20 protein-coding genes and 1 tRNA gene are annotated in these 23,204 nt (G+C 42.4%); 14 read left to right on the forward strand and 7 right to left on the reverse strand.

Annotated features, from left to right (window positions below):
* Nucleotides 1-77: transfer RNA gene (locus tag Q4492_RS07355), tRNA-Asp, on the reverse strand.
* Nucleotides 78-566: 489 nt separating this feature from the next.
* Between Q4492_RS07355 and Q4492_RS07360 the strand changes: the two genes are divergently transcribed.
* Nucleotides 567-1,130: a SecY-interacting protein Syd gene (locus Q4492_RS07360; protein WP_303416601.1), complete on the forward strand. Its 564-nt coding sequence runs from the start codon at nucleotides 567-569 to the stop codon at nucleotides 1,128-1,130.
* A gap of 4 nt (nucleotides 1,131-1,134) precedes the next feature.
* A complete protein-coding gene (locus Q4492_RS07365; RefSeq protein WP_303416602.1) occupies nucleotides 1,135-1,713 on the forward strand; it encodes a YajG family lipoprotein in 579 nt (192 codons plus the stop codon).
* 59 nt (nucleotides 1,714-1,772) lie between these two features.
* Here the strand turns inward: Q4492_RS07365 and Q4492_RS07370 are convergent, their stop codons facing one another.
* Both Q4492_RS07370 and msrB read right to left on the reverse strand, forming a co-directional pair.
* Nucleotides 1,773-2,441: a DNA-3-methyladenine glycosylase I gene (locus Q4492_RS07370; protein ID WP_303416603.1), complete on the reverse strand. Its 669-nt coding sequence runs from the start codon at nucleotides 2,439-2,441 to the stop codon at nucleotides 1,773-1,775.
* 4 nt (nucleotides 2,442-2,445) lie between these two features.
* Nucleotides 2,446-2,856 (reverse strand): peptide-methionine (R)-S-oxide reductase MsrB, encoded by a 411-nt coding sequence (msrB, locus tag Q4492_RS07375; protein ID WP_303416604.1) that lies wholly within the window; start codon nucleotides 2,854-2,856, stop codon nucleotides 2,446-2,448.
* A gap of 188 nt (nucleotides 2,857-3,044) precedes the next feature.
* On the opposite strand from msrB, the gene Q4492_RS07380 reads away from it, so the two are divergent.
* From Q4492_RS07380 to Q4492_RS07390, 3 genes are all read left to right on the forward strand, one after another.
* Complete coding sequence (locus Q4492_RS07380) at nucleotides 3,045-4,259, forward strand: pyridoxal phosphate-dependent aminotransferase (RefSeq protein WP_303416605.1); 1,215 nt, start codon at nucleotides 3,045-3,047, stop codon at nucleotides 4,257-4,259.
* 108 nt (nucleotides 4,260-4,367) lie between these two features.
* Nucleotides 4,368-4,739 carry a hypothetical protein gene (locus tag Q4492_RS07385; RefSeq protein WP_067866935.1) on the forward strand — a complete coding sequence of 124 codons (372 nt, stop codon included), beginning with the start codon at nucleotides 4,368-4,370 and terminating at the stop codon, nucleotides 4,737-4,739.
* A 145-nt stretch (nucleotides 4,740-4,884) separates the two neighbouring features.
* Nucleotides 4,885-5,709: an HDOD domain-containing protein gene (locus Q4492_RS07390; RefSeq protein ID WP_303416606.1), complete on the forward strand. Its 825-nt coding sequence runs from the start codon at nucleotides 4,885-4,887 to the stop codon at nucleotides 5,707-5,709.
* A 71-nt stretch (nucleotides 5,710-5,780) separates the two neighbouring features.
* Here the strand turns inward: Q4492_RS07390 and Q4492_RS07395 are convergent, their stop codons facing one another.
* A complete protein-coding gene (locus Q4492_RS07395; RefSeq protein WP_303416607.1) occupies nucleotides 5,781-6,272 on the reverse strand; it encodes an exonuclease domain-containing protein in 492 nt (163 codons plus the stop codon).
* A complete protein-coding gene (locus Q4492_RS07400; RefSeq protein ID WP_303416608.1) occupies nucleotides 6,273-7,178 on the reverse strand; it encodes a class I SAM-dependent methyltransferase in 906 nt (301 codons plus the stop codon).
* 200 nt (nucleotides 7,179-7,378) lie between these two features.
* On the opposite strand from Q4492_RS07400, the gene htpX reads away from it, so the two are divergent.
* The 9 genes from htpX to Q4492_RS07445 all read left to right on the forward strand — a co-directional run bounded on the left by htpX (nucleotide 7,379) and on the right by Q4492_RS07445 (nucleotide 20,934).
* Entirely contained in the window at nucleotides 7,379-8,272 is an 894-nt protein-coding gene (gene htpX, locus Q4492_RS07405; RefSeq protein WP_303416609.1) for a protease HtpX, read from the forward strand.
* 443 nt (nucleotides 8,273-8,715) lie between these two features.
* Complete coding sequence (locus Q4492_RS07410) at nucleotides 8,716-9,528, forward strand: formate/nitrite transporter family protein (RefSeq protein ID WP_303416610.1); 813 nt, start codon at nucleotides 8,716-8,718, stop codon at nucleotides 9,526-9,528.
* A gap of 90 nt (nucleotides 9,529-9,618) precedes the next feature.
* Nucleotides 9,619-11,343 (forward strand): protein kinase, encoded by a 1,725-nt coding sequence (locus Q4492_RS07415; RefSeq protein WP_368389437.1) that lies wholly within the window; start codon nucleotides 9,619-9,621, stop codon nucleotides 11,341-11,343.
* Nucleotides 11,344-11,599: 256 nt separating this feature from the next.
* Nucleotides 11,600-13,054: a circularly permuted type 2 ATP-grasp protein gene (locus Q4492_RS07420; protein WP_303416902.1), complete on the forward strand. Its 1,455-nt coding sequence runs from the start codon at nucleotides 11,600-11,602 to the stop codon at nucleotides 13,052-13,054.
* A 2-nt stretch (nucleotides 13,055-13,056) separates the two neighbouring features.
* A complete protein-coding gene (locus tag Q4492_RS07425) occupies nucleotides 13,057-14,061 on the forward strand; it encodes an alpha-E domain-containing protein (RefSeq protein ID WP_303416611.1) in 1,005 nt (334 codons plus the stop codon).
* A gap of 60 nt (nucleotides 14,062-14,121) precedes the next feature.
* Nucleotides 14,122-16,686, forward strand: a complete 2,565-nt coding sequence (locus Q4492_RS07430) for a circularly permuted type 2 ATP-grasp protein (RefSeq protein WP_303416612.1) — start codon at nucleotides 14,122-14,124, stop codon at nucleotides 16,684-16,686.
* Nucleotides 16,683-17,567, forward strand: coding sequence for a transglutaminase family protein (locus tag Q4492_RS07435; RefSeq protein ID WP_303416613.1), 885 nt, complete (start codon nucleotides 16,683-16,685; stop codon nucleotides 17,565-17,567). Before Q4492_RS07430 ends, Q4492_RS07435 begins: the two co-directional genes overlap by 4 nt.
* Before the next feature lie 230 nt (nucleotides 17,568-17,797).
* Nucleotides 17,798-18,604 (forward strand): formate dehydrogenase accessory sulfurtransferase FdhD, encoded by an 807-nt coding sequence (fdhD, locus tag Q4492_RS07440; RefSeq protein WP_303416614.1) that lies wholly within the window; start codon nucleotides 17,798-17,800, stop codon nucleotides 18,602-18,604.
* 17 nt (nucleotides 18,605-18,621) lie between these two features.
* On the forward strand, nucleotides 18,622-20,934 hold the full coding sequence (locus Q4492_RS07445; protein WP_303416615.1) for an FdhF/YdeP family oxidoreductase: 2,313 nt from the start codon (nucleotides 18,622-18,624) through the stop codon (nucleotides 20,932-20,934).
* A 14-nt stretch (nucleotides 20,935-20,948) separates the two neighbouring features.
* Here the strand turns inward: Q4492_RS07445 and eutC are convergent, their stop codons facing one another.
* Nucleotides 20,949-21,791: an ethanolamine ammonia-lyase subunit EutC gene (gene eutC, locus Q4492_RS07450; RefSeq protein ID WP_303416616.1), complete on the reverse strand. Its 843-nt coding sequence runs from the start codon at nucleotides 21,789-21,791 to the stop codon at nucleotides 20,949-20,951.
* Between the two features lies 1 nt (nucleotide 21,792).
* On the reverse strand, nucleotides 21,793-23,178 hold the full coding sequence (locus Q4492_RS07455) for an ethanolamine ammonia-lyase subunit EutB (protein WP_303416617.1): 1,386 nt from the start codon (nucleotides 23,176-23,178) through the stop codon (nucleotides 21,793-21,795).
* Between the last annotated feature and the right edge of the window lie 26 nt (nucleotides 23,179-23,204).

Here is a 23,204-nt window from a genome sequence, read left to right on the forward strand (position 1 = left end):
TGGCGGAATGGACGGGACTCGAACCCGCGACCCCCTGCGTGACAGGCAGGTATTCTAACCAACTGAACTACCACTCCGTAATACGGGACTCGAACCCGCGACCTCGATCTCCACCTTAAGTGACAGACCGCTATCCCAACGAAGTGAACTACCACTCCACAATCTACGGGACTCGAACCCGCGACCTCGATCTCCACCTTAAGTGACGACCGTGATCCCAAACCCGCCAAAGACATTAACTTAGCGCCTCAAACGGAGTGCGAATTTTACGGGTTTTAATGTGCATGTCAAACGTTTCAAATAAAAAAAAAGAAAAAGATCATTACTGCTTATTCTTTGTACAAAATCAGTAAGTTAAATAGAAACTTTAATGAAATCATTATGTTCCCATAAATAGTAAACCAAGCTATCCACCCAGACCTAACCTCTAGCTAATAAACCAATATACTCATTCTGAGCACCAATCCCCATATATCGGTATTTATAAATCAAATACGTTAAAATAGCGTTTAACTTAACCCGATCAGTAACACTTAATAACGTTCGAATAACAACTAAGGTATCGCATGTCAGAAAGCTCTGTTAGTTATGCAATGGATCAGTTTATTAACAAATTGATAGCCATACAGCCCACACCTCCAAAGATGAGATTTGATGAGGACTGGCCCTCCCTTTGCTATCTAAATAAAGGCAGTGACGGATCTTTAGTCGATTGGCGTCCAACACGCCAACTAAAAGCCAATGATATGTTTACTCGTTTAAGCGCAGCACTTGAAGAAGAGATACATCAAGATATTATTGATTACTACAGTCGCTACTGGTCTGATCCTATCCCTGCAAAATCAGCGGATGGCGATTTAAGCTTACTGCAATCCTGGAATGAAGAAGATTTAGAACGGCTACGAGGCAACTTAATAGGTCATGCACTCTCTAAACGACAGCAAAAACGGCCACTGACTTTTTTTATTGCATGCCCAGAACCTGATAATGATTACTTTATCAGCGTCGATAATTACAGTGGTGAAGTATGGCTAGAGAAACCAGGCAAACCACCAATACGAAAACTAGAAGATACTTTAGCCGCTTTTATTAACGGCCTAAGCCCACGCCCTATAACGGATATGGAGTAATTTAATGCTATCGACTTATTCTTTAAAAATGATGATTCCTGCAGCATTACTAATGCTATTCACAGGCTGCGCATCCTTAAATTCACAAGTGATAGATATCCACCCCGAACTGCAAGTCTCGCGAAAGCTGGATAAAGAGATACGTATAGACGTCCAAGCCCAAGATCTAAGAGCAAACAAAGTCGTAGGTTACCGAGCAACAGACAAAACACCATCCCCTGAAATCATCCTAAAAGACAGTGTAGCCCTACTCAAACACTCCACCGAACACGCTTTAGAGGATATGGGGATTCGCCGCTTCTTTAAAGGCGAATATACAATGAAAGTGAATCTTATCAGTCTAAATTACCAAGTAGAAAAACATGGACTCAAGCAAATCGTTAATTTAGATATGAAAATTAATGTAGACCTAACAAAAGGCAGTAAACGCTACACAGGCAGCTATACAAATGAGAAACAGCACACATTTGTTGGCACTCCATCAGAACAAGAAAATATTAAAATAATTAATGAGCTAGTGACTGAAAATATGAATCTAGTCGTGAATGACAAACAACTGCTGGACTTTATTCAATTCAACTAAACCTAAAAATAGGGATCTCAGGGGGTAAAGTCTCTGATATCCCTACTAAAACGCAACAACTACCAACCGACAGTAAATGATAATAAACGGCTAATTTGACTTAAAGGCCGCCCCGATTCTACTTGCCAAAGATTAAAACAATCCTGCACTTTTTGCAGATCACGTTTGGCCGTCGGCTTTTTATCGATAATCCCTTGAGCTTTCAATGCTGCGACCACATCATCGGTTAGAATAAAAGAATCTTTCCCCACCATTCTTAAAAAATAAGCACCTGAATTACCACCAAGCTGCTGACCATGTTTTTTAAGGTAAGCCCACAAACCAACAATATCTGAAGTGGGCCAATCAGCTAAAAATCGTGCAAAGCTACCCTTATTTAGAGCTAACTCATGGACCATTAACGCATTATTGCGAGTCGCTTTAATCTTACCCCAATGCCTAATAATCTTATCATTCTGCATCAGTTTTTCGAGCTGCTCATCACTCATCAAACTAATCTTTTCAGGATCAAAGCCAAAGAAAGCTTTCTCGAATTCAGGCCATTTACTGTCAACTAAAGCGTGTTTCAATCCAGCGCGAAACACCCTTCGTGACATAACACTCAACAAGCGATCATCTGCTATCAAAGCAAGCTCTTCTGTTTCTAAAGGCTGAGGGAGTAAAAACTCTATATCATCCTCCAGCTTATGCTGCTTTGCATGCTCATAAATCCATTGAAAACTCTTCATGGTTTTAAACAGACTCCTCATCAAAATCCAATGAGGCTGAGTTAATGCAATAACGAAGCCCTGTAGGCTGCGGCCCATCAGTAAAAACATGCCCTAAATGGGCATCACACCGCGCACAAGTAACCTCTGTTCGCACCATGCCATGAGAAACATCATGATGTTCTGCTACAACACTTTCCATATTAGGCTGGAAAAAACTAGGCCATCCACAGCCTGAATCGTATTTATGCTCCGAGCTAAATAAAGCCTCACCGCAACATTTACATAAATAAGTACCCTTCTGGTGGCTATTATAATATTCACCGGTAAATGGCCGTTCAGTTCCTTTTTCACGACACACATTGAACTCAGCTGGCGATAAAACTTCGCGCCATTCATCATCTGTCCGACTTATTTTTTCTTTTTTATCACTCATAACTTCTCCAGAACCTTAAATAATCTACAACTAATAATGCTACAGAGCCCTGTATCTATAGGTTTCGCGAAATAAAAGGCGTATGATTATTCTCTTTTTTTAGAGGCTAATCATACCGATTTAGCCACATTGTAATAGGACAACATACAGCTCTATAGATTCCAGCTGATGTTCCGCAGGACATAAAAATGCCAGTAATCCGTAAATCAAACAAGCTAATCAATGTTTGCTATGACATTCGCGGACCTGTTCTTCAAGAAGCAAAACGCCTTGAAGAGGAAGGCCAACGAATTCTTAAATTAAACATTGGCAACCCAGCCCCATGGGGATTTGATGCGCCAGAAGAGATCGTACAGGATGTAATTTACAACCTACCCGCCTCCCAAGGCTATATCGATTCAAAAGGTTTGTTTTCCGCCCGTAAAGCGGTGATGCAAGAGTGTCAGAAAAACGGAATCCGTAATGTAGGCATAGAAGACATTTATATAGGCAATGGTGTATCAGAGCTGATCGTCATGGCCATGCAAGGCCTGCTTAACGATTCAGATGAGATGCTAATCCCTGCACCCGATTACCCACTATGGACCGCCGCAGTTAGTTTAAGTAGCGGGACCCCAGTGCACTACCACTGTGATGAGGAAAAAGGCTGGGCACCGGACATCGAAGATATCCGCAACAAGATAACTGAGCGCACCAAAGGCATAGTGGTTATCAATCCAAACAACCCTACAGGTGCGGTCTATCCCAAAGCAGTGCTTGAGCAGATCGTTGATCTCGCTCGCGAACATAACCTTATTGTTTTTGCTGACGAGATATACGACAAGATCCTTTATGATGAGGTGGAACACACTTCGCTCGCTTCACTGGCGGAAGATGTTCTGTTTATCTCTTTTAATGGTTTATCAAAATCATACCGCGCCGCAGGTTTTCGCTCTGGTTGGATGATTGTCAGCGGGCCTAAGTATCATGCACGAGACTACATTGATGGTTTAGATATGCTATCAAGCATGCGTTTATGCTCAAACGTACCTACGCAGCACGCAATCCAAACAGCCTTAGGTGGATACCAGAGCATTAATGAATTAATCACTCCCGGTGGCCGTTTATATGAGCAGCGTAACTTAGCTTGGGAGATGCTTAACGACATTCCAGGGGTCAGCTGCGCAAAACCCGAAGGGGCTCTATACCTATTTCCAAAGCTGGATCCAGAAATACACCCGATTCAGAATGACGAAAAAATGGCGCTTGATCTTCTCCTTCAACAAAAAGTATTAATTGTTCAAGGTAGCGGATTTAATGTTCCGGACACTCAACACTTTAGGTTAGTTTTTTTACCTAGAGAAGATGTGCTTGAAGATGCTATTGAACGTATTGGGGTTTTTCTGAAAACCTATAAGCAATAATCAACTAGGCCACTCATTGAGTGGCCTATTTTGTAAAGACATTGTCACGAAACCGTCTTATACTAAAATCGTAATATAAATAAGCCTTTTGAATTAGTGGAACTAAACATGTTTATTAAGGTAAGAAAAAACTGCGGCATCTACATGGAACATAATGGTTTGGAGCAGCGTCACTTAGTGCCTGTTACATCGAACTTTCTTATTAACCTTACGCATGTAGCAGAAATATCGTTTTACACGATTAAAGAAAGCAAGGTTCGCTTTGATCTTGAACACCATGAAGTGACTGTACCACCTCACACTCGTGTAATTCACCTCCAGATGAATTACCTGTACGGTTCATACAAAGAAACAGTTAATGATAAAAAAGCGCGCTTAATTGACCGCTGCTTTTACAAGCTGTACTTCATGCCTGAAGAGATGGGGCAATACGAAGAGATTCGTGAGCAGATTGAAGGCTTAGTTCTCAATCAGCAATGAGAAATCAAAAGGCGGCTAACTTAGCCGCTTTTTCTCAGCACCGCCCTCTTGTGAACCCTCCCCGACTAATAAAAATAGCGTACATCAAAATATATTTAACCTCCGCTTGAAGTACCTAATAAAAATCTGAGCTCTAAGGGATATTATGGAGATTCGTGAACTACTCAAACAAACGGATAGATTACCTAACGTTCCAGACGTAGTTAGACAACTAATACAGCAGTTAAACAATCCCGCAGCTGATTACGGTGAAATTGCTAAAAAAGTATCTAACGACCAAACCCTCTCTTTAAAAATTCTTCGACTCGTCAACTCCGCCCATTTTGGTTTAAGCCGCAAAGTGTCATCCATTGAGCAAGCTGTAGTCATGCTAGGTATGGTTCGCCTCAAAACACTCGTCATTGCATCAGGCATCGCCGGTTCAGTTCAAGAAGTAAAAGGTATCGACCTTAAAAAATTCTGGAGCGATGCATTTCAAGTTGCCGCATTGTCAAAATGGTTTGCGGAACAAGGTTCTCAAATTAACCCTGACGTAGCGTTTACTGCTGGATTAATTCATAACATCGGGCAACTCTTACTTCATCTAGCCGACCCCATAAAAGCTCAAGCAATCCAAGCTTTAATTGAAGAATCGAACTGTAGTCGTGATGAGGCAGAGAAAGAGTGTTTTGGCTTTACCTCACAAGAAGCGGGGCAAGCACTGCTTAATATGTGGAAGTTTCCTAAAGAACTAGGCGAAGCAGTACTGCAATATAAACATCCTGCCAGCGCTGACAACCCCTCACCTCTTGCAGCTATTGTAAACTTAGCGACATTAGTGCATTTAGCCACACACAAAGGTGAATCGGCGGAAATTTTACAAGCAAAATTTCCTGAAGATATAGCCGTTTTAGCTGGAATTTCATCTAATACTTGCGATGTGCTCGAAGAAGCGCTGATTTTAGACTCAGGCTTAAGCAGTCTAGCTTAATTTATATCGCGGTAAATAAAGCGACGGATAACAGATTATTCTTGTCGCTTTTTTATACCAATCAAAATCGATCAGGCAGTTTCAGGCCCTTGTAGCGTCACCGCTTTAATACATTTAATAATATCTTCAACATCCTGCAACGCACGATGACGTCTTAACTGTGCTTTTGCTAAAAAGCTGAACTGAATACGCTGCTCTTTATTTAATATTCGATCTAAACCCGCCATTCTAAAACTCGGCTGAATACCTGTAGCCTCAAATAAACGGCTTAGCCAAAACAGATCAAATTCAAAGGCATCGCTAATCAACGTTTTTCCTGTCAGCATTTTATTCATACGCTTACAGGCATTAACTATATCTAAACCTTTGCTGACCAAATCATCACGATCTATACCATGCACCTCTTCCGCATGCTCATCCCAATAATGCCAGCCAGCAGCTGATTCAGGATTAATTAGAAAACTATCCTGTTCACCGGTTTTATCATTAATCCAAGCAATCTCAATGGGATAAGACTCCGCGCCCAATCCACTTGCTTCTAGATCAATACAAATTAATTCCACTCATCTCTCCCTAACATACAACAACACTTTTAACCCTTTTTCTAACTCAGCTTCTGGAAAGTCTTCAGGGTTACTTAAACGCTCAACAAACGTAAAGTCTGGGCATTCGTCTAACATCAGCTGTTTTAAAAACTCAGTGCCATTTTTAGGGTCATTATGGCATGCCAAAACTTGGCTTCCCGATTCAGTAAGATCACTCAAACGTCGGATCACTTTACGATAATCTTTTTCTGCGACAAAACTGCCTGGCTGAAAACTAGGTGGATCTATAACAATCACATCATAAGGCCCCAGTTGACGTACACGCTTCCAAGATCTAAATAGATCATAAGCCAGAAACGTGACTCTATCACCTTTAATACGATTTAAACGGTGGTTATCACGCCCAGTACTTATCGCCCCTTTAGACATGTCTACATTAACAACATGATCTGCACCCCCAGCAATAGCAGCAACAGAAAAGGCACAGGTATAGGAAAAAAGGTTAAGCACACGCTTTTGGTTCCCATTCTCTTTAATCCACCGTCGGCCTTCACGCATATCTAAAAACAAGCCACTGTTTTGATTGCGTTGCGGCTTAACATAATAAGACAATCCAAGTTCCTGAGTTTCCATTAACTCTGGAACCTCTCCCCAAGCCACATCTTGGTTTGCCCCTTTGCCACGCGAGCGTCGCTGCACGACCAGTCCCTTAATCTCCGGCAGCGCTTTAAGTGCCTCACTTAACGTTTCAATCCAATCAGGCTCTACATCACGATAAAATCTAGCAACCGCGTAAGGAGGAAACCAATCAATAACCAAATGCTCAAAGCCTTCAAAGCAGTGCCCACGCCCGTGAAAAATTCTACGCGCTTCATTGTCTGAATTAGACAACTGCTTTTTAACTTCGCTCAAGATTGTATGCATTAAGATTCCTAGATAATGAGGATCAAAAAAATCACGCATTATATGCGTGTGTTGCGCTCTACACCAGCGATGATCAAAGTTATTATATTTACCTAATCAATCGAAAAAACTATGCAAACAAACAGGATTAATTCACTTGAAACTTTTCCCTTGCGCCCTAATCTAAGTAACAACTTTTTATCATAGGAACATAGACACAGATGATGCGTATCGGCCTTTTTCTACTCACTAATATTGCCGTACTAATTGTAGCCAGTATCACACTGAATTTACTCGGTGTGGAGCACTACATCTCAAGTTCCGGCCTAAACTTAACCAGCCTACTTATTTTTTGTGCTGTATTTGGCTTTATTGGCTCTTTTATCTCCCTTTTCCTATCCAAAAAAATGGCCAAAATGTCCACAGGTACGGAGATCATAACTCATGCCCGTAACGCTGATGAGCAATGGTTACTTGATACAGTAGCTGAACTGTCCGAAAAAGCAGGTATAAAAATGCCTGAAGTTGGCATCTTCCCTGCCCAACAAGCTAATGCATTTGCTACCGGTTGGAATAAAAATAATGCTTTAGTTGCCGTAAGCTTAGGATTACTACAGCGCTTCCAACGAGAAGAAGTAAAAGCAGTTATGGCCCATGAGATTGGCCATGTTGCCAATGGTGATATGGTAACTATGACCTTAGTGCAGGGGGTTATTAATACTTTTGTTATGTTCTTCGCTCGTATTGCTGGTTACGCTGTAGATAGCTTTTTAAAGAACAGTAACGATAACAGCCCAGCAGGTAGCGGTATCGGCTATTACATCACTGTATTTATCTTTGAAATGATCTTCGCTTTTCTGGCTTCGTTTATTGTTGCTTGGTTCTCCCGTTATCGCGAGTACAGAGCAGACGCAGCTGGCGCGCACCTATCAAGCAACCACGCAATGATCGGTGCTTTGCAACGTCTAAAAGCTGAATATGATATGCCAGATCAGATGCCTGGACAGCTCACCGCATTTGGAATAAGCAGCCATATGAAATCTGGGTTGATGGCACTCATGGCAAGCCACCCTCCTTTAGATCAACGTATCGCCGCACTTCAATCAATGAAGTGAAGCTTTTATAGAGTATTTAAATAGATTTCCCCTATGACTTGTAAGGCGAAAATTACGCCTTACAAGTCTTAATAAACCAATACTCCCTACCTATCAATCTCAATATCAAAGCAACACCCAATCCTTGCCCCACAAAAGCGCACAAACCTCAAGCAAGCACTATTAGCTAGCAACTATTATTTTATTTACCTCGAAAAAACATAAATAAATAAATTAAAAACAAGCATAACCATCTGTTTTAAAAGATAATAATAAAATAGGCACAGCTTATGCTTTAAATAAATTCAGATGGTTCTCTAACGAACCAATATTACAGTGAACTAGGACAATGGCGTCCACTAGCTACTCTTTAAGAGAGATAGATAGTGTGCGCTTTTTTTTGGCCAAAAAAACGTGTAATTACTCGATTTAAAAAATTCTAAACATTGAATGAGGCAATAAATATGGCTTACTTACTCCCCTCCGAATTTGTCACGAAGATGGTGGACGCTGGTGAATCTAAGGTTCATATGTCAACACGTGACACATTGATCCGAGCCTATATGGCAGGCGCAATTTTGGCGCTCGCTGCTGTATTTGCAATTACTATCGCCGTTCAAACTGGTGTCTTTCTAATTGGCGCCATGTTGTTCCCCGTTGGTTTTTGTATGCTTTATCTTATGGGCTTTGACTTACTTACAGGGGTTTTTGTCCTCACTCCTCTAGCCTTACTTGATAAACGTCCTGGAGTAACCGTCAACGGTGTATTAAGAAACTGGGGACTTGTTTTCCTTGGTAACTTTGCTGGCGCATTAACTGTAGCTGTCATGATGGCCTTTGTTTTCACCTATGGTTTTAATACAGATCCTGGTGCTGTCGGTGCAAAAATTGCCAGCGTAGGTGAAGCCCGTACTTTAGGTTATGCCGAATATGGCGCAGCCGGTTGGTTCACTATTTTTATACGCGGTATGCTATGTAACTGGATGGTATCTATGGGTGTTGTTGGCGCAATGATATCTACATCAGTAAGCGGTAAAGTCATCGCAATGTGGATGCCAATTATGCTGTTCTTCTTTATGGGGTTCGAGCATTCTGTAGTTAATATGTTCCTTTTCCCATCAGGCATTATTATGGGTGGTGATTTCTCAGTTATGGATTACTTTATCTGGAACGAAATTCCTACAGCACTAGGTAACTTAGTCGGCGGCTTAGCATTCACTGGCTTAACCCTGTACACAACTCATATTAAAACAGCCAAAAAACGTACTATCGCTTAATTTCTTGTACTTTTTTGCTTAGCGTTTTGTGCAACGATACATAAAATAATAAAAGCCCCTATCATTACATGAAGGGGCTTTTTGGTGGATATGATGATAGCCAAACTTAAAGTATCAATTGGGCAGTATTCTGACAAAGGCCGCAAAGAGAGCAATCAGGACTTCCACGGCTTTGTTATCCCAACCAATGCCCAATTGAACCTTAAAGGTATTGCTTGCGCCGTTGCCGATGGCATCAGTAGTAGCCAAGTCAGTCATATAGCAAGCGAAACAGCGATAAAAAGCTTTCTCGATGATTACTACTGCACATCCGATGCTTGGTCAGTACAAACATCAGGCGAGAGAGTGCTATCTGCAGCAAACGCTTGGCTTTACGCACAAACGAGAAACAGCGATTTCCGCTACGATAAAGATAAAGGTTATGTCTGTACCTTTAGTGCAATGATCATTAAAAGTACGACGGCTTATCTATTTCACATTGGTGATTCTAGAATCTATAAATTTCATGATCATGCTTTAGAGCAACTCACTAAAGACCACCGATTATGGATCTCCCAAAACAAAAGCTACCTCAGTCGTGCACTCGGTATTGAGCCACAACTAGAACTTGATTTTTTATCGGTACCAATCGTAAAAAACGACATCTTCATCTTAGCAACCGATGGCGTTTATGAGCATGTAGACGCCACCTTTATAGACAACGCATTAAAAGAAAACAGTAACGACTTAAACCAAGCAGCCAAAAACATTGTTGAACATGCATTTGAATTGGGTAGTGAGGATAACTTAACTATCCAAATTATCCGTATTGATTCTGTACCACAGCAAGATACAAATGAGATACAACTTCAGGTTGATGATCTCCCTCTCCCCCCCATACTCGTGGCCCGCGAACAGTTTGATGGGTATAAGATTATTCGCGAAATACATGCAACCAGTCGCAGTCATGTTTACCTTGCGGTAGATGATGAAACTAATGAGCACGTTATTCTAAAAATCCCATCGATAGATCTACGCGGTGATCCCGATTACCTTGAGCGCTTTTTAATGGAAGAATGGGTCGCTCGCCGCGTCAATAGCGCCCACGTGTTAAAAGCAGGCAGGCAAACAAGAAAAAGGAACTTCCTCTACACCACGACTGAATATATAGAAGGACAAACATTAAAACAGTGGATGATTGATAACCCTAAACCAAGTATTGAAGCAGTCAGAGCTATTATAGAGCAAGTTGCAAAAGGGTTACGGGCTCTGCATAGAATGGATATTCTTCATCAAGATATAAAACCCGATAACATTATGATCGATCCATCCGGCACAGTAAAAATCATTGACTTTGGTTCAGTTAGAATAGCCGGCATTGTAGAATCTTCTGCAACTCAGGAGCAGTGCGAAATACTAGGCACAGCACTCTATACCGCCCCAGAATACTTTTTGGGCGACATAGGCACTAGCCGCTCAGACCTCTATTCACTCGGTGTCTTAACCTATCACATGCTATCTAGTCGTTTCCCTTACGGCACTCAAGTTTCTAAGTCCCGCACTCCCTCTGCGCAAAAGAAGCTCAACTACAACTCGGTCTTAGACGAGGATAGAGAAATACCCGCCTGGATCGATGAGACACTCAAGAAAGCTGTACATCCAAATCCCTATAAACGATATGAAGAGCTATCAGAGTTCATATTTGACCTTAGACACCCCAACAAAACATTCCTTAATAAAAGCCGTCCCCCCTTAATGGAGCGCAACCCCGTACTCGTTTGGCAAGCCATAACCGCTCTACTAACCTGCATCATTATCTACCTACTCAACAAATAGTTGAGTAAACATAACGTAATATTGAGAATGTCCTATAATCATAATGGCTTACCGATCATGTCATCATTTTGCCAAACGCCCCATATATGATCATGCACCAATACTGGCCTGAAACTTGCTGATCCCTATATATACGGCGAATTAAACGCTTAGATAAGATATGCAAACGGTTTAAGCACAATATTGGTGCAGTCAGTATAAATTGGTGCGTATTTAACGTTCGATAGCGCTCAACATTAAGATCAATAATCTGGGTATAGGTATGATTTGGGATAATTATCAATCTAAGCAGCATTATGACGAACTCATCACCCCCACAGGACGTGCTAGAGATTCCGCAAATAAATTAGTGAAACATATCTCCGAAATGGACGAAAAAGATCTTGATAGACGCCGCCAAATGGCTGAGGTGACAATTCAAGAGATGGGGATTTCATTTACCGTTTATACTGAAGAAGGAAACATAGATAGAGCTTGGCCTTTTGACATCATCCCCCGCACAATTCCTGCTCCTCTATGGAAAACAACTGCAGATGGTTTAAAACAGCGTTTGAAAGCCCTCAATATGTTTATTGATGATCTCTATCACGATCAAAATGTAATTAAAGATGGCATCATTCCTGAACATATAATCAAAGAGTCAAAAAACTTTAGACCTGAGTGCGTAGGCGTGAACCCAGCACATGGTGTATGGGCGCACATATGCGGAACCGATTTAGTCAGAGATGCCGACGGACAATTTTACGTTTTAGAGGATAACCTAAGGGTCCCCTCCGGCGTTTCCTACATGCTCGAAAACAGAGCAATAACTAAACGTGTCCTGCCTGAAATGTTCGAAAAAGAAAACATCTTGCCCTTAGATGATTACCCTGAACAACTATTTGATATGCTGCTATCTCTCTCACCCCGAGAGATAGAAGAGCCAGAAATTGTTGTCCTTACACCAGGTATTTTTAACTCCGCTTATTTTGAACATGCCTTTCTAGCACAACAGATGGGGGTCGAGCTCGTTGAAGGCAGCGATCTGTTTGTTGACGATGATGATTGTGTTTATATGAAAACAATCTCCGGCCCTGAAAGAGTCGATGTAATTTATCGTCGTATTGATGATCTTTTCATCGACCCAGAAGTATTCGATAAAGAATCAGTTCTAGGCGTTCCGGGCATGATGAGAGCTTGGAAAGCAGGCAACGTTGCACTGGCCAATGCACCTGGCGCGGGCGTAGCCGATGACAAAGTTATTTATGCCTATGTACCTGAAATTATTGAGTATTACCTCAATGAGAAGCCAATATTGCCTAATGTAGAAACTTTTCTCTGTGAAGATCCAGAGCAAAGAGCTTATGTTTTAGAGCATCTAGATGAACTGGTGATTAAGCCAGCCAATGAATCTGGCGGATATGGAATGCTCATTGGGCCTCACTCGACTAAAAAAGAGCAGGCAACCTTTGCAGAGTTAATTCAAGAAAACCCACGTAACTATATTGCTCAACCTACACTAAGCTTATCTACAGCTCCAACATTAATTAGCTCTAACACAATGGAACCTAGGCATTTAGATCTGCGCCCTTTCATTCTCCAAGGAAAAAATACTTATGTCACCACGGGAGGCCTTACCCGTGTTGCCATGAAAAAAGGCTCATTGGTTGTCAACTCATCACAAGGTGGTGGCAGTAAAGATACTTGGATCGTCGATACAGAGGATAAATGATTATGCTATCTCGAGTTGCAGAAAGAATTTATTGGAGCGCACGTTACCTAGAACGTGTCGAAAATACAGCAAGATTAGTAGGGGTATACGATAACCTTTTATTCGATTTACCCCGTGATACCAATATTAGTTGGTTTAATCTTATTAGAATAAATAGCTGTACTGATACATTTTCAGAACGCTACAAAGTACAAACTGAGCACAACGTTGTTAAATTCTTATTGGCTGATGATACCAACCCAAGCTCAATGCTATCCTCATTAAAACACGCTAAAGAAAATATCCGAACCACTCGAGATGTACTCCCACAAGATACATGGGAGCAGATAAACGAATTAGACTTATACGCACGCAACAATATCCGCCAAGGTATTAACCGCACGGATCGTCATAAGTTTCTCAACAATATCATCCAACGTTGCCAAGAGATTAACGGCCTTTTTGAAGGCGCTATGAGCCGTGATGCCTCTTGGCAGTTTATGACCCTCGGGCGTAACCTTGAACGGGCTGATATGACAACCCGTATTCTCGATGCGGGCGTATCCATTATGCTACAACCCAATCAAGGTACCCGAATCAATCTCAGCCAAGTGGTATGGGGGAATGTTTTACGCTCACTCAGTGGTTATATGAACTACAGACGAAGCGTTCGTACCGCCATTGAGTCAAAAAAAGTGGCCCGCTTCCTATTAGAAGATGAATATTTCCCTAGAACCATTAACTTCTGCATTAATGAGATGGAAACCGCAGCCAAAAAACTACCTCGTTCAAAAAATATTCTGAAAGATATGAGCGAGTTTAAAAAGCTTCATTACTCTCTTGCCAATGGCAACCCACTTGATGAGAAGTTTCGTGATTACCTCAATCAACTGCAGATCAGTATTTCCGAACTACATACTGCCCTTATGACCAATTGGTTTGCCTTCAATATGGGTGATCCACAGGAAGAAATTGTTACTCCTAAGAAACTAGTTCAAAAAGAATATCAGTTTGCTTGCCAGGCATAGCCCTTTATCATCAGATAGGGGCTATAATGAGCCCGAATTTGTTAATTAAAGAGTAAACCAGTGCAAAGCAAGCAGACGCAATCGCAATCGCAAACTCAGGGCGTTCAAGGCCAAAATTTACATTGGTCTTTATCGCCTAATGGGCATTACAACGAAGCTTATGATGAGTTTGGTCAGCCTCGTGCGCACTGGGAGTATCTACTCAATAGTATTAATGCACTCGGCTCATCCGGCTTACAAGACCGTTACCAAAAAGCATCACGTATTTTGCGTGATGATGGTGCAACTTATAATCTAGTCAGTGATCCACTAGGAAAAAACACTTGGGAACTTGATCCCATTCCTATGTTGATCTCCAGTGACGAATGGAGCCAAGTTGAACAAGGCTTAATAGAACGAGCAGAACTCCTAAACTTAGTTCTAAAAGATATTTATGGGCCTCAAGAACTCATAAGACAAGGGGTCATCCCTCCTGAAGTCATCTACAGCCACCCTGGATTTCTCCGCCAATGCAAAGGCATACCAATGCCTGGAGAACGCAGCCTAACACTACATGCTGCCGATATGACTCGCGGTCCCGATGGTAATATGATTATTATTGGTGATCGTACTCAAGCTCCCAGTGGCGCTGGCTATGCGCTAGAAAACAGAACTGTACTCACCCGTGTAATACCGAGCCTTTTTCGCGACAGTCAAGTTCACCGTTTAGCCCTATTCTTTCAGTCGCTACGCGTGACCTTGAACGCTCTATCGCCAACCTCGGGTGATGATCCACAAATTGTAATTCTGACACCTGGTGCTTATAGCGAAACTTATTTTGAACATACTTACCTATCAAACTATCTCGGCTATCCGCTTGTTCAAGGCAGTGATTTAACCGTTAGAGATGGGCATGTATGGTTAAAGTCACTCAATGGTCTTCGTAAAGTCGATGTTATTCTGCGCCGTGTAGACGATATATATTGTGATCCAGTCGAACTTAAATCAGATTCCTATCTTGGCATTCCAGGCCTAGTTGAAGTTGTAAGGGCTGGTAATGTTGTCGTCACTAACCCTTTAGGTTCTGGCATATTAGAAACACCAGCCCTCCTGAAATTTATGCCTGCAATTAGCCAGCATTTTTTTGGGCATGAGCTAAAACTACCTTCTGTAAATACATGGTGGTGTGGTGACCCGCAAGATATGCTTTATATCAAAGAGAATATTGACTCTCTGATTATAAAACCGGCAATGCGACAAACAAAAAGCCCAAGCATACACGGCCACACTTTATCAGACTCAGATAAACAAAAAGTACTCGCACGTATTGAAAAAGCACCCTATAACTTTGTGGCGCAAAGCTATATATCGCCGTCATATATACCCGCTTGGCAAGAGCAGCAATTAAAAACACGCCCTTCTATATTCCGTACATTTACCGTTGCAAGTGAAAGTACCTACGCCGTTATGTCTGGCGGGCTCACCCGCGTAGGGCTGTCAGGACAAGATAGTTTTGTATCAAATCAAGTCGGGTCGCAAAGTAAAGATACATGGATATTAGCTTCAGAGCCTGAAAAACAACTATCTCTGGTCGAAGATAGAAGCATCGCGCAAGAATCAAATCTACCTAGCCGTGTCGTTGAAAACCTCTTCTGGTTAGGTCGCTATGCTGAACGGGCGGAATCAACCATACGCTTAATACGTACTGTCTTTATGCAGTTAAATAGTATTGACCCTCTTCCGACGGCCAGTAAAAATCTGCTATTACAAGCACTCTCTAAACAAACAAACTGTTTGCCGGGCTTTATGGCAAGCAGCGCGTTATTAAATCAAGATCAGGAATTAATTAAACTCATATTAGATACACAACGTCCTGATAGCATTAAATCCTGCTTATTGTCTGTCTTAACCTGTTCAGAAGAGGTTAAAGAGATGCTTTCGGCAGATACTCACCGTATCGTCAACGATCTACGTGATAACCTTTATGACTTAGAACGTGCCTATGTCGGCGGCATGCCTTCAGCACCGGAAGAGACACTCGATCCATTAGTGACAACACTACTAGCCCTCTCTGGGCTCAGTCATGAAAGCATGCTGAGAGGTATAGGCTGGAAATTCCAAGAAATTGGCCGTCGTGTCGAACGTTCACTACAAACATCGCGCCTAATTCAATCCCTATTAACACCTGAATTAGCTAATGCAGATCAACCGCAAATGTTAGAGGCTGTTCTGCTAAGCGTCGAGGCATTAATCACCTTTAGGCGTCGTTATAGAACCTATAATGATATAGCCCACGGATTAGAACTGTTGATGCTTGATGAAACAAATCCGCGTTCAGTCTTTTTCCAGATTAAGCGTCTACAAACACATTTTGAAGAACTACCGCAGGCAATATCACCGCAGAAACCCGGCTTAAACCCTGCACAAAAAACGATTATTAAATCACTTAATGAGATTCAGCTCGCTGATTTAAATGACTTAGCAAAAGCGGATCCTCAAAGTAAAAAACGCATTGAGTTAGACCGTCTATTAACTGATGTCCGCAAGCAAGTAGAAGAGTTTTCAGTCCTTCTTAGCGACCAATATTTTGACCATAGTGCAGGGCCTCAACAGCTGGCAGAAACACAGGAAATTATCTCCATATGATCTATAAAATAAGACATATTACCGAGTATAAATACCATAGCCCAGTATCTCTATGCTACAACCAGGCTCACCTGCTTCCACGGGACACGCTAGAACAAAACTGCGCACCGAGTAATGTGGTTATTACACCAAAACCTAATTACATGGCCCAACATAGCGACTACTTTGGCAATCACTATATTTATTTCTCTCTACAAAAACCTCACACAAAACTTGTGATCGACGTAACAACAGAGATTAATAGCCAAAATGAACGAGCTGCATTTGCCCTTGAGCTTGGCATCAGCTGTAAAGCTGCACGCGATATGCTTATGTACAACCAAGATGCAGATACAATTCAGGCCAAAGAATATATCTTAGATTCACCGATGATCCGCCCAAACGCTAACTTAAAATCCTACGCTGAATCACTTTTTCAGGATGATATACCTCTTTTATCTGCTGCTCGCGCGCTCACCACGAAAATATTTAACGACTTCAAATACGATCCAAGTTCTACAACGGTAGCCACCCCTTTAGATGAAGTGTTACAACGAAAAAGTGGTGTTTGCCAAGATTTCGCACATATAGCGATTGGCTGTTTACGGGCGTTAGGCTACCCCGCACGTTACGTTAGTGGCTATCTTGAAACACTACCTCCGCCTGGCCAAGAAAAACTAGTTGGTGCCGACGCATCCCATGCATGGTTTGCTATTTATTCCCCCGGCGAAGGGTGGTTCGAATTCGATCCAACTAATGACGACATACCGAAAGAGCAGCATATTACAACGGCATGGGGACGTGACTATTCTGATGTCACGCCACTTAAAGGCGTTATATTTGATGGTGGCAATAGCCATCAACTAAGCGTATCTGTAGATGTCCGACGCTTAGAACAATAACGTTAAAAGCTTAATTTGATAGCTTCAGCCACAGAAGGTGGGCGACTTGTAGCACTAAAGCCGCCTTCTTATCAGCGACAGTAATTCAGCCCAGCCGGAATTACACCCATAAGTAGATATAATTTTTTAATTTCTTATTAGGAAACTATATTTACCACTGTTAAATTACTACCCCATTCGCTATGATTCATGTATATATTATATGAAACAGACAAATCTATTTTTGGCTTATGGAATCTAGCCCACATAACTCCGCAAACTTACTCAACATTGAACACCCCTATACTGCAAGCGATCTAGCGCAGGAGATCCCTGTCGCCATATCAGTCAATGATATTTCTCACGCGGTAATGATGTTGACTCCCATCGACCTTGAGTATTTCGCAATCGGTTTTGCATTTAGTGAAGGTATTATTGATCATTATTCGGATCTTCGAGATCTCGATATTTACCAGCATAACGTCGCGCTGCAACAAGGAGAGGGTTTTCAGCTGCCCGCCTACAACATAGCTATGAAAATTAGTCCGAGACAATCTATACGCTATAAAAAACAGCATAGTTTTAGACAAGGATTAACCGGCTGTGGTATTTGCGGAACAGCAGCTCTCGACGTAGCGATCCCTGATCTAAACAGCCTTCCGCATTCTGCTTTACCACCAAAAAAGCAGCTACTTCACCTACCTAATACGCTGTTTAGTCTACAGAAATTAAAAGGGGTACATGCAGCATTGTTGCTCTCCCCAGAAGGTGAAGTTGTAACATGTCATGAAGATATTGGTAGGCATAACGCGCTGGACAAGACCATTGGTTTCGCACTAAAAAACAACATCAAACTAAATGGCTTCAGTATTCTAATGAGCAGCCGCTGCAGTGTAGAACTGATTCAAAAAGCGGTTAAAGCAAAGCTATCTACACTGATCCATATATCCAGCCCGAGCCACTTAGCGACTCAAATGGCACACCACTACAACCTCAATCTTATTCAAATCACCCGTAAGGGCGAATTAAAAACCTTTTCCCAGCCACCTATTCTATAAGCTAAAGGATTCCATTCATGAGCGATAAAAAGACTGATATTTCCACATCGCCTGCTTATAAGGCCCCTGCTGGGGGGTGGGGAGCATTAGAAAGCACAACACGCCATTTGTTAGGCAGCAAAAATGCAGTTAAAAACATTAAATCACTACTAAATACCAATCAAAGTGATGGTTTTGATTGCCCCGGCTGTGCATGGGGAGAAGAAAAAACACCCAACAAAATAAAGTTTTGTGAAAACGGTGCAAAGGCCGTCAACTGGGAAGCCACCTCTAAACAGGTCGGTGCTGACTTTTTCAACCAATACACACTGAGTTGGCTAAAGAAGCAAAGTAATTACTACCTTGAGTATCAAGGTCGTTTAACCCACCCTATGCGCTACAACAAAGAGAGCGATAAATATCAACCGATTAGCTGGGGCGAAGCTTATCGATTAATAGCCGATCATCTAAATAAACTTGATAACCCAGATCAGCTTGAGCTTTACACCTCAGGACGCGCCAGTAATGAAGCGGCGTACCTATATCAGCTTTTTGGTCGAAGCTTTGGTACCAATAACTTCCCTGATTGCTCAAATATGTGTCACGAAGCCAGCGGATTTGCGTTAACTAGCAGTATTGGGATTGGTAAAGGCACCGTTACTTTAGATGATTTCGAAGATGCTGATGCAATTTTTGTCTTTGGCCAAAATCCCGGCACTAACCATCCTCGTATGTTGGATACATTGCGTAGTGCAATCAAACGTGGTGCTAAAATTGTGATTTTTAATCCACTCAAAGAGCGTGGACTGGAAAAATTTCAACACCCGCAAAACCCTGTAGAGATGCTTACCAATAACGCCACAACGATGAACTCCCTCTACCTATCACCCAAAATTGGGGGTGATATGGCAGCGATTCGAGGCATGACTAAATCAATCCTCGAATTAGGTTCTGCAAGCAAGCTAGGCACACTCCTTGATCAGGCCTTTATTAATGAACATACCCAAGGAATGGATGAGTACTTACAAACGGTTAAAGAGACACCCTGGGAAAAGATTCTTGATCAGTCAGGCCTGACACGGGATGAGATTGATAAGGCTGCTAGCATCTACATTGAAGCGGATAAGGTCATTAGCACTTGGGCTATGGGTTTAACGCAACATCATCACTCAGTTGCCACACTCCATGAGCTTATCAACTGGATGACATTAGGAGGCAATATAGGCCGCCCAGGCGCGGGCCTCTGTCCTGTTCGAGGGCATAGTAATGTACAAGGCGATAGAACGATGGGGATTAACGAGCGCCCATCAGATCAGTTTTTAGACACATTAGAAGCACAATTTAAAATAGCGATGCCTCGCCAACACGGCCATTCCGCAGTCGAAGCGATTGAGGCTATGCAGTCAGGCGACTGTAAAGTATTTATCGGCCTAGGTGGTAACTTCGCTGCAGCCTCTCCTGATACAGCAGTAACAGAGCACGCCCTAAGCCAATGTGATTTAACCGTACAGATCAGCACTAAGCTAAATCGCTCGCATCTCATTACCGGCAAAGATGCACTTATTCTGCCCTGCCTTGGCCGAACCGATATAGATCAACAAGCAAAAGGCCCTCAAAAGATAACCGTTGAAGACTCCTTTAGCATGGTGCACGCCTCAGCCGGCGTACTTGAACCCAGTTCGACAGAGATGCGCTCAGAACCGGCCATCATCGCAGGTATAGCGAATGCTGTGTTAGGCAGCAAACCTATTGATTGGTTGAAGGTAGTTGAGGACTACAGTGCCATACGGGAATTAATCGCTCAAACCATTCCTGGTTTCTCCGAATTCAATAGCAAAATTGAACAACCCGGAGGGTTCTATTTGGGCAATACAGCAAGAGACAGAAATTGGGTAACTCAAGGGGGCAAAGCGATTATTCACAGCCACCCTCTTCCGGACAGTATCTTACCGGATAAGTCAGCCAAACTTTTACATGAGAAAGTCTTAGTCTTACAAACCCTTCGATCCCACGATCAATATAACACCACTATTTACGGAATGAACGATCGCTATAGAGGTATTAAAGGTGAAAGGGATGTACTGTTTATCAACCCAGCAGATATTCAACGCCTTGGATTTAAAGAGGGGCAGCTAGTCGATATTAAGAGTCTTTGGGATGACGGTCGTACCCGAGAGATAAAAGGGTTCAAACTGGTAGGTTATAGTATACCTGCCGGTAATATTGCAGCTTATTACCCTGAAACTAATCCATTAGTGCCATTAGATAGCTATGGTGTCGACAGTAGAACCCCCACATCCAAGGCCATCGCCGTTGAGCTTTCTAGTCATAAAACAAACCGGATTCTCTGAATCCGGTTTCCTCTCTAATCGAGTAAGAAATTACCTAACTTTGGCTCTTCAAGGGATTCAATAGAATCAGACTGATCTTTTAACTCGACCCCTGAATAATCAAGCTGTAAAGACTGTTTAATGAGCCAGATAAGCTTATCAGCCGCTGCTTCATAAGACATACCAGCGGGCCGGATATTTGAAATACAGTTTCGATTGGCATCAGAAAAACCTAGTTTAGGCTTATAGGTGAAGTAAACACCGAGACTATCGGGAGAGCTTAATCCAGGTCGTTCACCGACCAACAAAATCATTAACTGAGCATTGAGAATGTCGCCAATCTCATCACCAACAGCGACCCGTCCCTGCTCGACAAGACAAGGGGGCATTTGCGTAATGCCCTCCTCTTTAAGTCGTAAACTAATCTGCTTAAAAAAGTTAGCGGCATGGGACTGAATCGCAAACGATGACAAGCCATCAACAATAGTAATACAAGCCTGCATCGATGGTTCAATAGTCTCGGCGAAAGACGTTAAGGTAGCCGCAGAAGCTACGCTCAACCGACGCCCTAAATCAGGCCGTTGCAAATACTCAGTTCGCCCTTGCGCCCGACTTTTAAGTAAAATCGGCGTAATCGCTTGATCCTGCAATTCACTACACAATTTATCTACATCTAAAGGAAGGTGAACCGCATCTCTCGCGTTCCCATGATCCATCTGGAAGGAGAGCATCGCTTGAGTGGGGATGCTCGTTCCGGCACGACCTAAAGCGATCCGAGCATCGGTATAACGTTTTAACCCAGCCCAATCATTCTCGGTTAAATATCCCTCAGACAACTTATTGGATAAACCATTAGATGATAATTTAGAGTCGGCCATATCAACCTCCAATACGCGCTTGTAGGTGCGAAAATGCTGCAGGTAAACCATCTAACAACAGCCCTTGCTCAGTCGTTATGCCCATTTTTATCAACCATTGCTCAAACTCAGGACTTGGTCTTAAACCTAATATTTTACGAATATACAGGGCATCATGGAACGAGGTGGTTTGATAATTAAGCATAATGTCATCGGAACCGGGAATACCCATAATAAAGTTTACGCCTGCTGCACCTAATTGCGTCAGCAGCATATCCATATCATCTTGATCCGCTTCCGCATGATTGGTGTAACAGATATCGCAGCCCATAGGTAAACCCAACAACTTGCCACAAAAATGATCTTCTAAACCCGCTCTAATAATCTGCTTACCGTTATAAAGATATTCAGGCCCGATAAACCCGACCACCGTATTTACCAACAGTGGCGAAAACTCACGAGCCACTGCATAAGCACGAGTTTCACAGGTTTGCTGATCTAAACCAAAATGAGCATCCGCCGATAGAGCACTCCCTTGCCCCGTCTCAAAATACATAACATTGTCACCACAACTGCCACGGTTTAGGCTCAGGGCCGCAGAATGTGCCTCTTTGAGGACAGCTAAATCTATACCAAAACTCTTATTAGCTTTTTCAGTTCCCGCAATCGATTGAAAAACCAGATCAACAGGAGCGCCGCGATTAATCGCTTCTAAATGGGTTGTTACGTGAGTTAATACACAAGATTGAGTAGGGATATCATATCGTTGAATAATATCATCCAATAGCTTCATCAACGTGATAACTGAACTTATATTGTCAGTTGCAGGGTTTATTCCAATAACCGCATCACCACTGCCATATAAAAGCCCATCAAGTACACTGGCCGCCACGCCTGTAGGATCATCCGTCGGATGATTTGGTTGTAAACGTGTAGATAATCGCTGAGGTAAACCAATCCTATTGCGAAAAGCCGTAGGATTTGAGCATTTCTTAGCGACGAGAATAAGATCCTGAATCCGCATAATTTTCGATACAGCGGCAACCATCTCTGGCGTTAAACCTAAAGATATATTTTTTAACTGGGTAGTATCCGCTAAATCAGATAATAACCAATTACGAAAATCACCCACTGTAAAAGAGGAGATGGGCCGGAAAGCGGTCTGATCATGCTTATCGATTATCAGGCGGGTCACTTCATCCTCTTCATAAGGAATGAGTGCTTCAGTGAGGAAGGTTTTCAGAGGAAGGTCAGCTAATACCATCTGTGCCGCTACTCGTTCCTGTGATGTTTGAGCCGCAACGCCGGCTAAACGATCACCCGAACGATCAGGGCTGGCTTTGGCCATTACTGTCTTCAGATCAGGAAACACCCAATGGTTGCCTCCAGCAGAAATCGAATAACTCATCTGTTATCTCCCCCTCCAGTCATAAC

It is taken from the genome of Neptuniibacter sp. 1_MG-2023 (assembly GCF_030547185.1).
Lineage (GTDB): Bacteria > Pseudomonadota > Gammaproteobacteria > Pseudomonadales > Balneatricaceae > Neptuniibacter.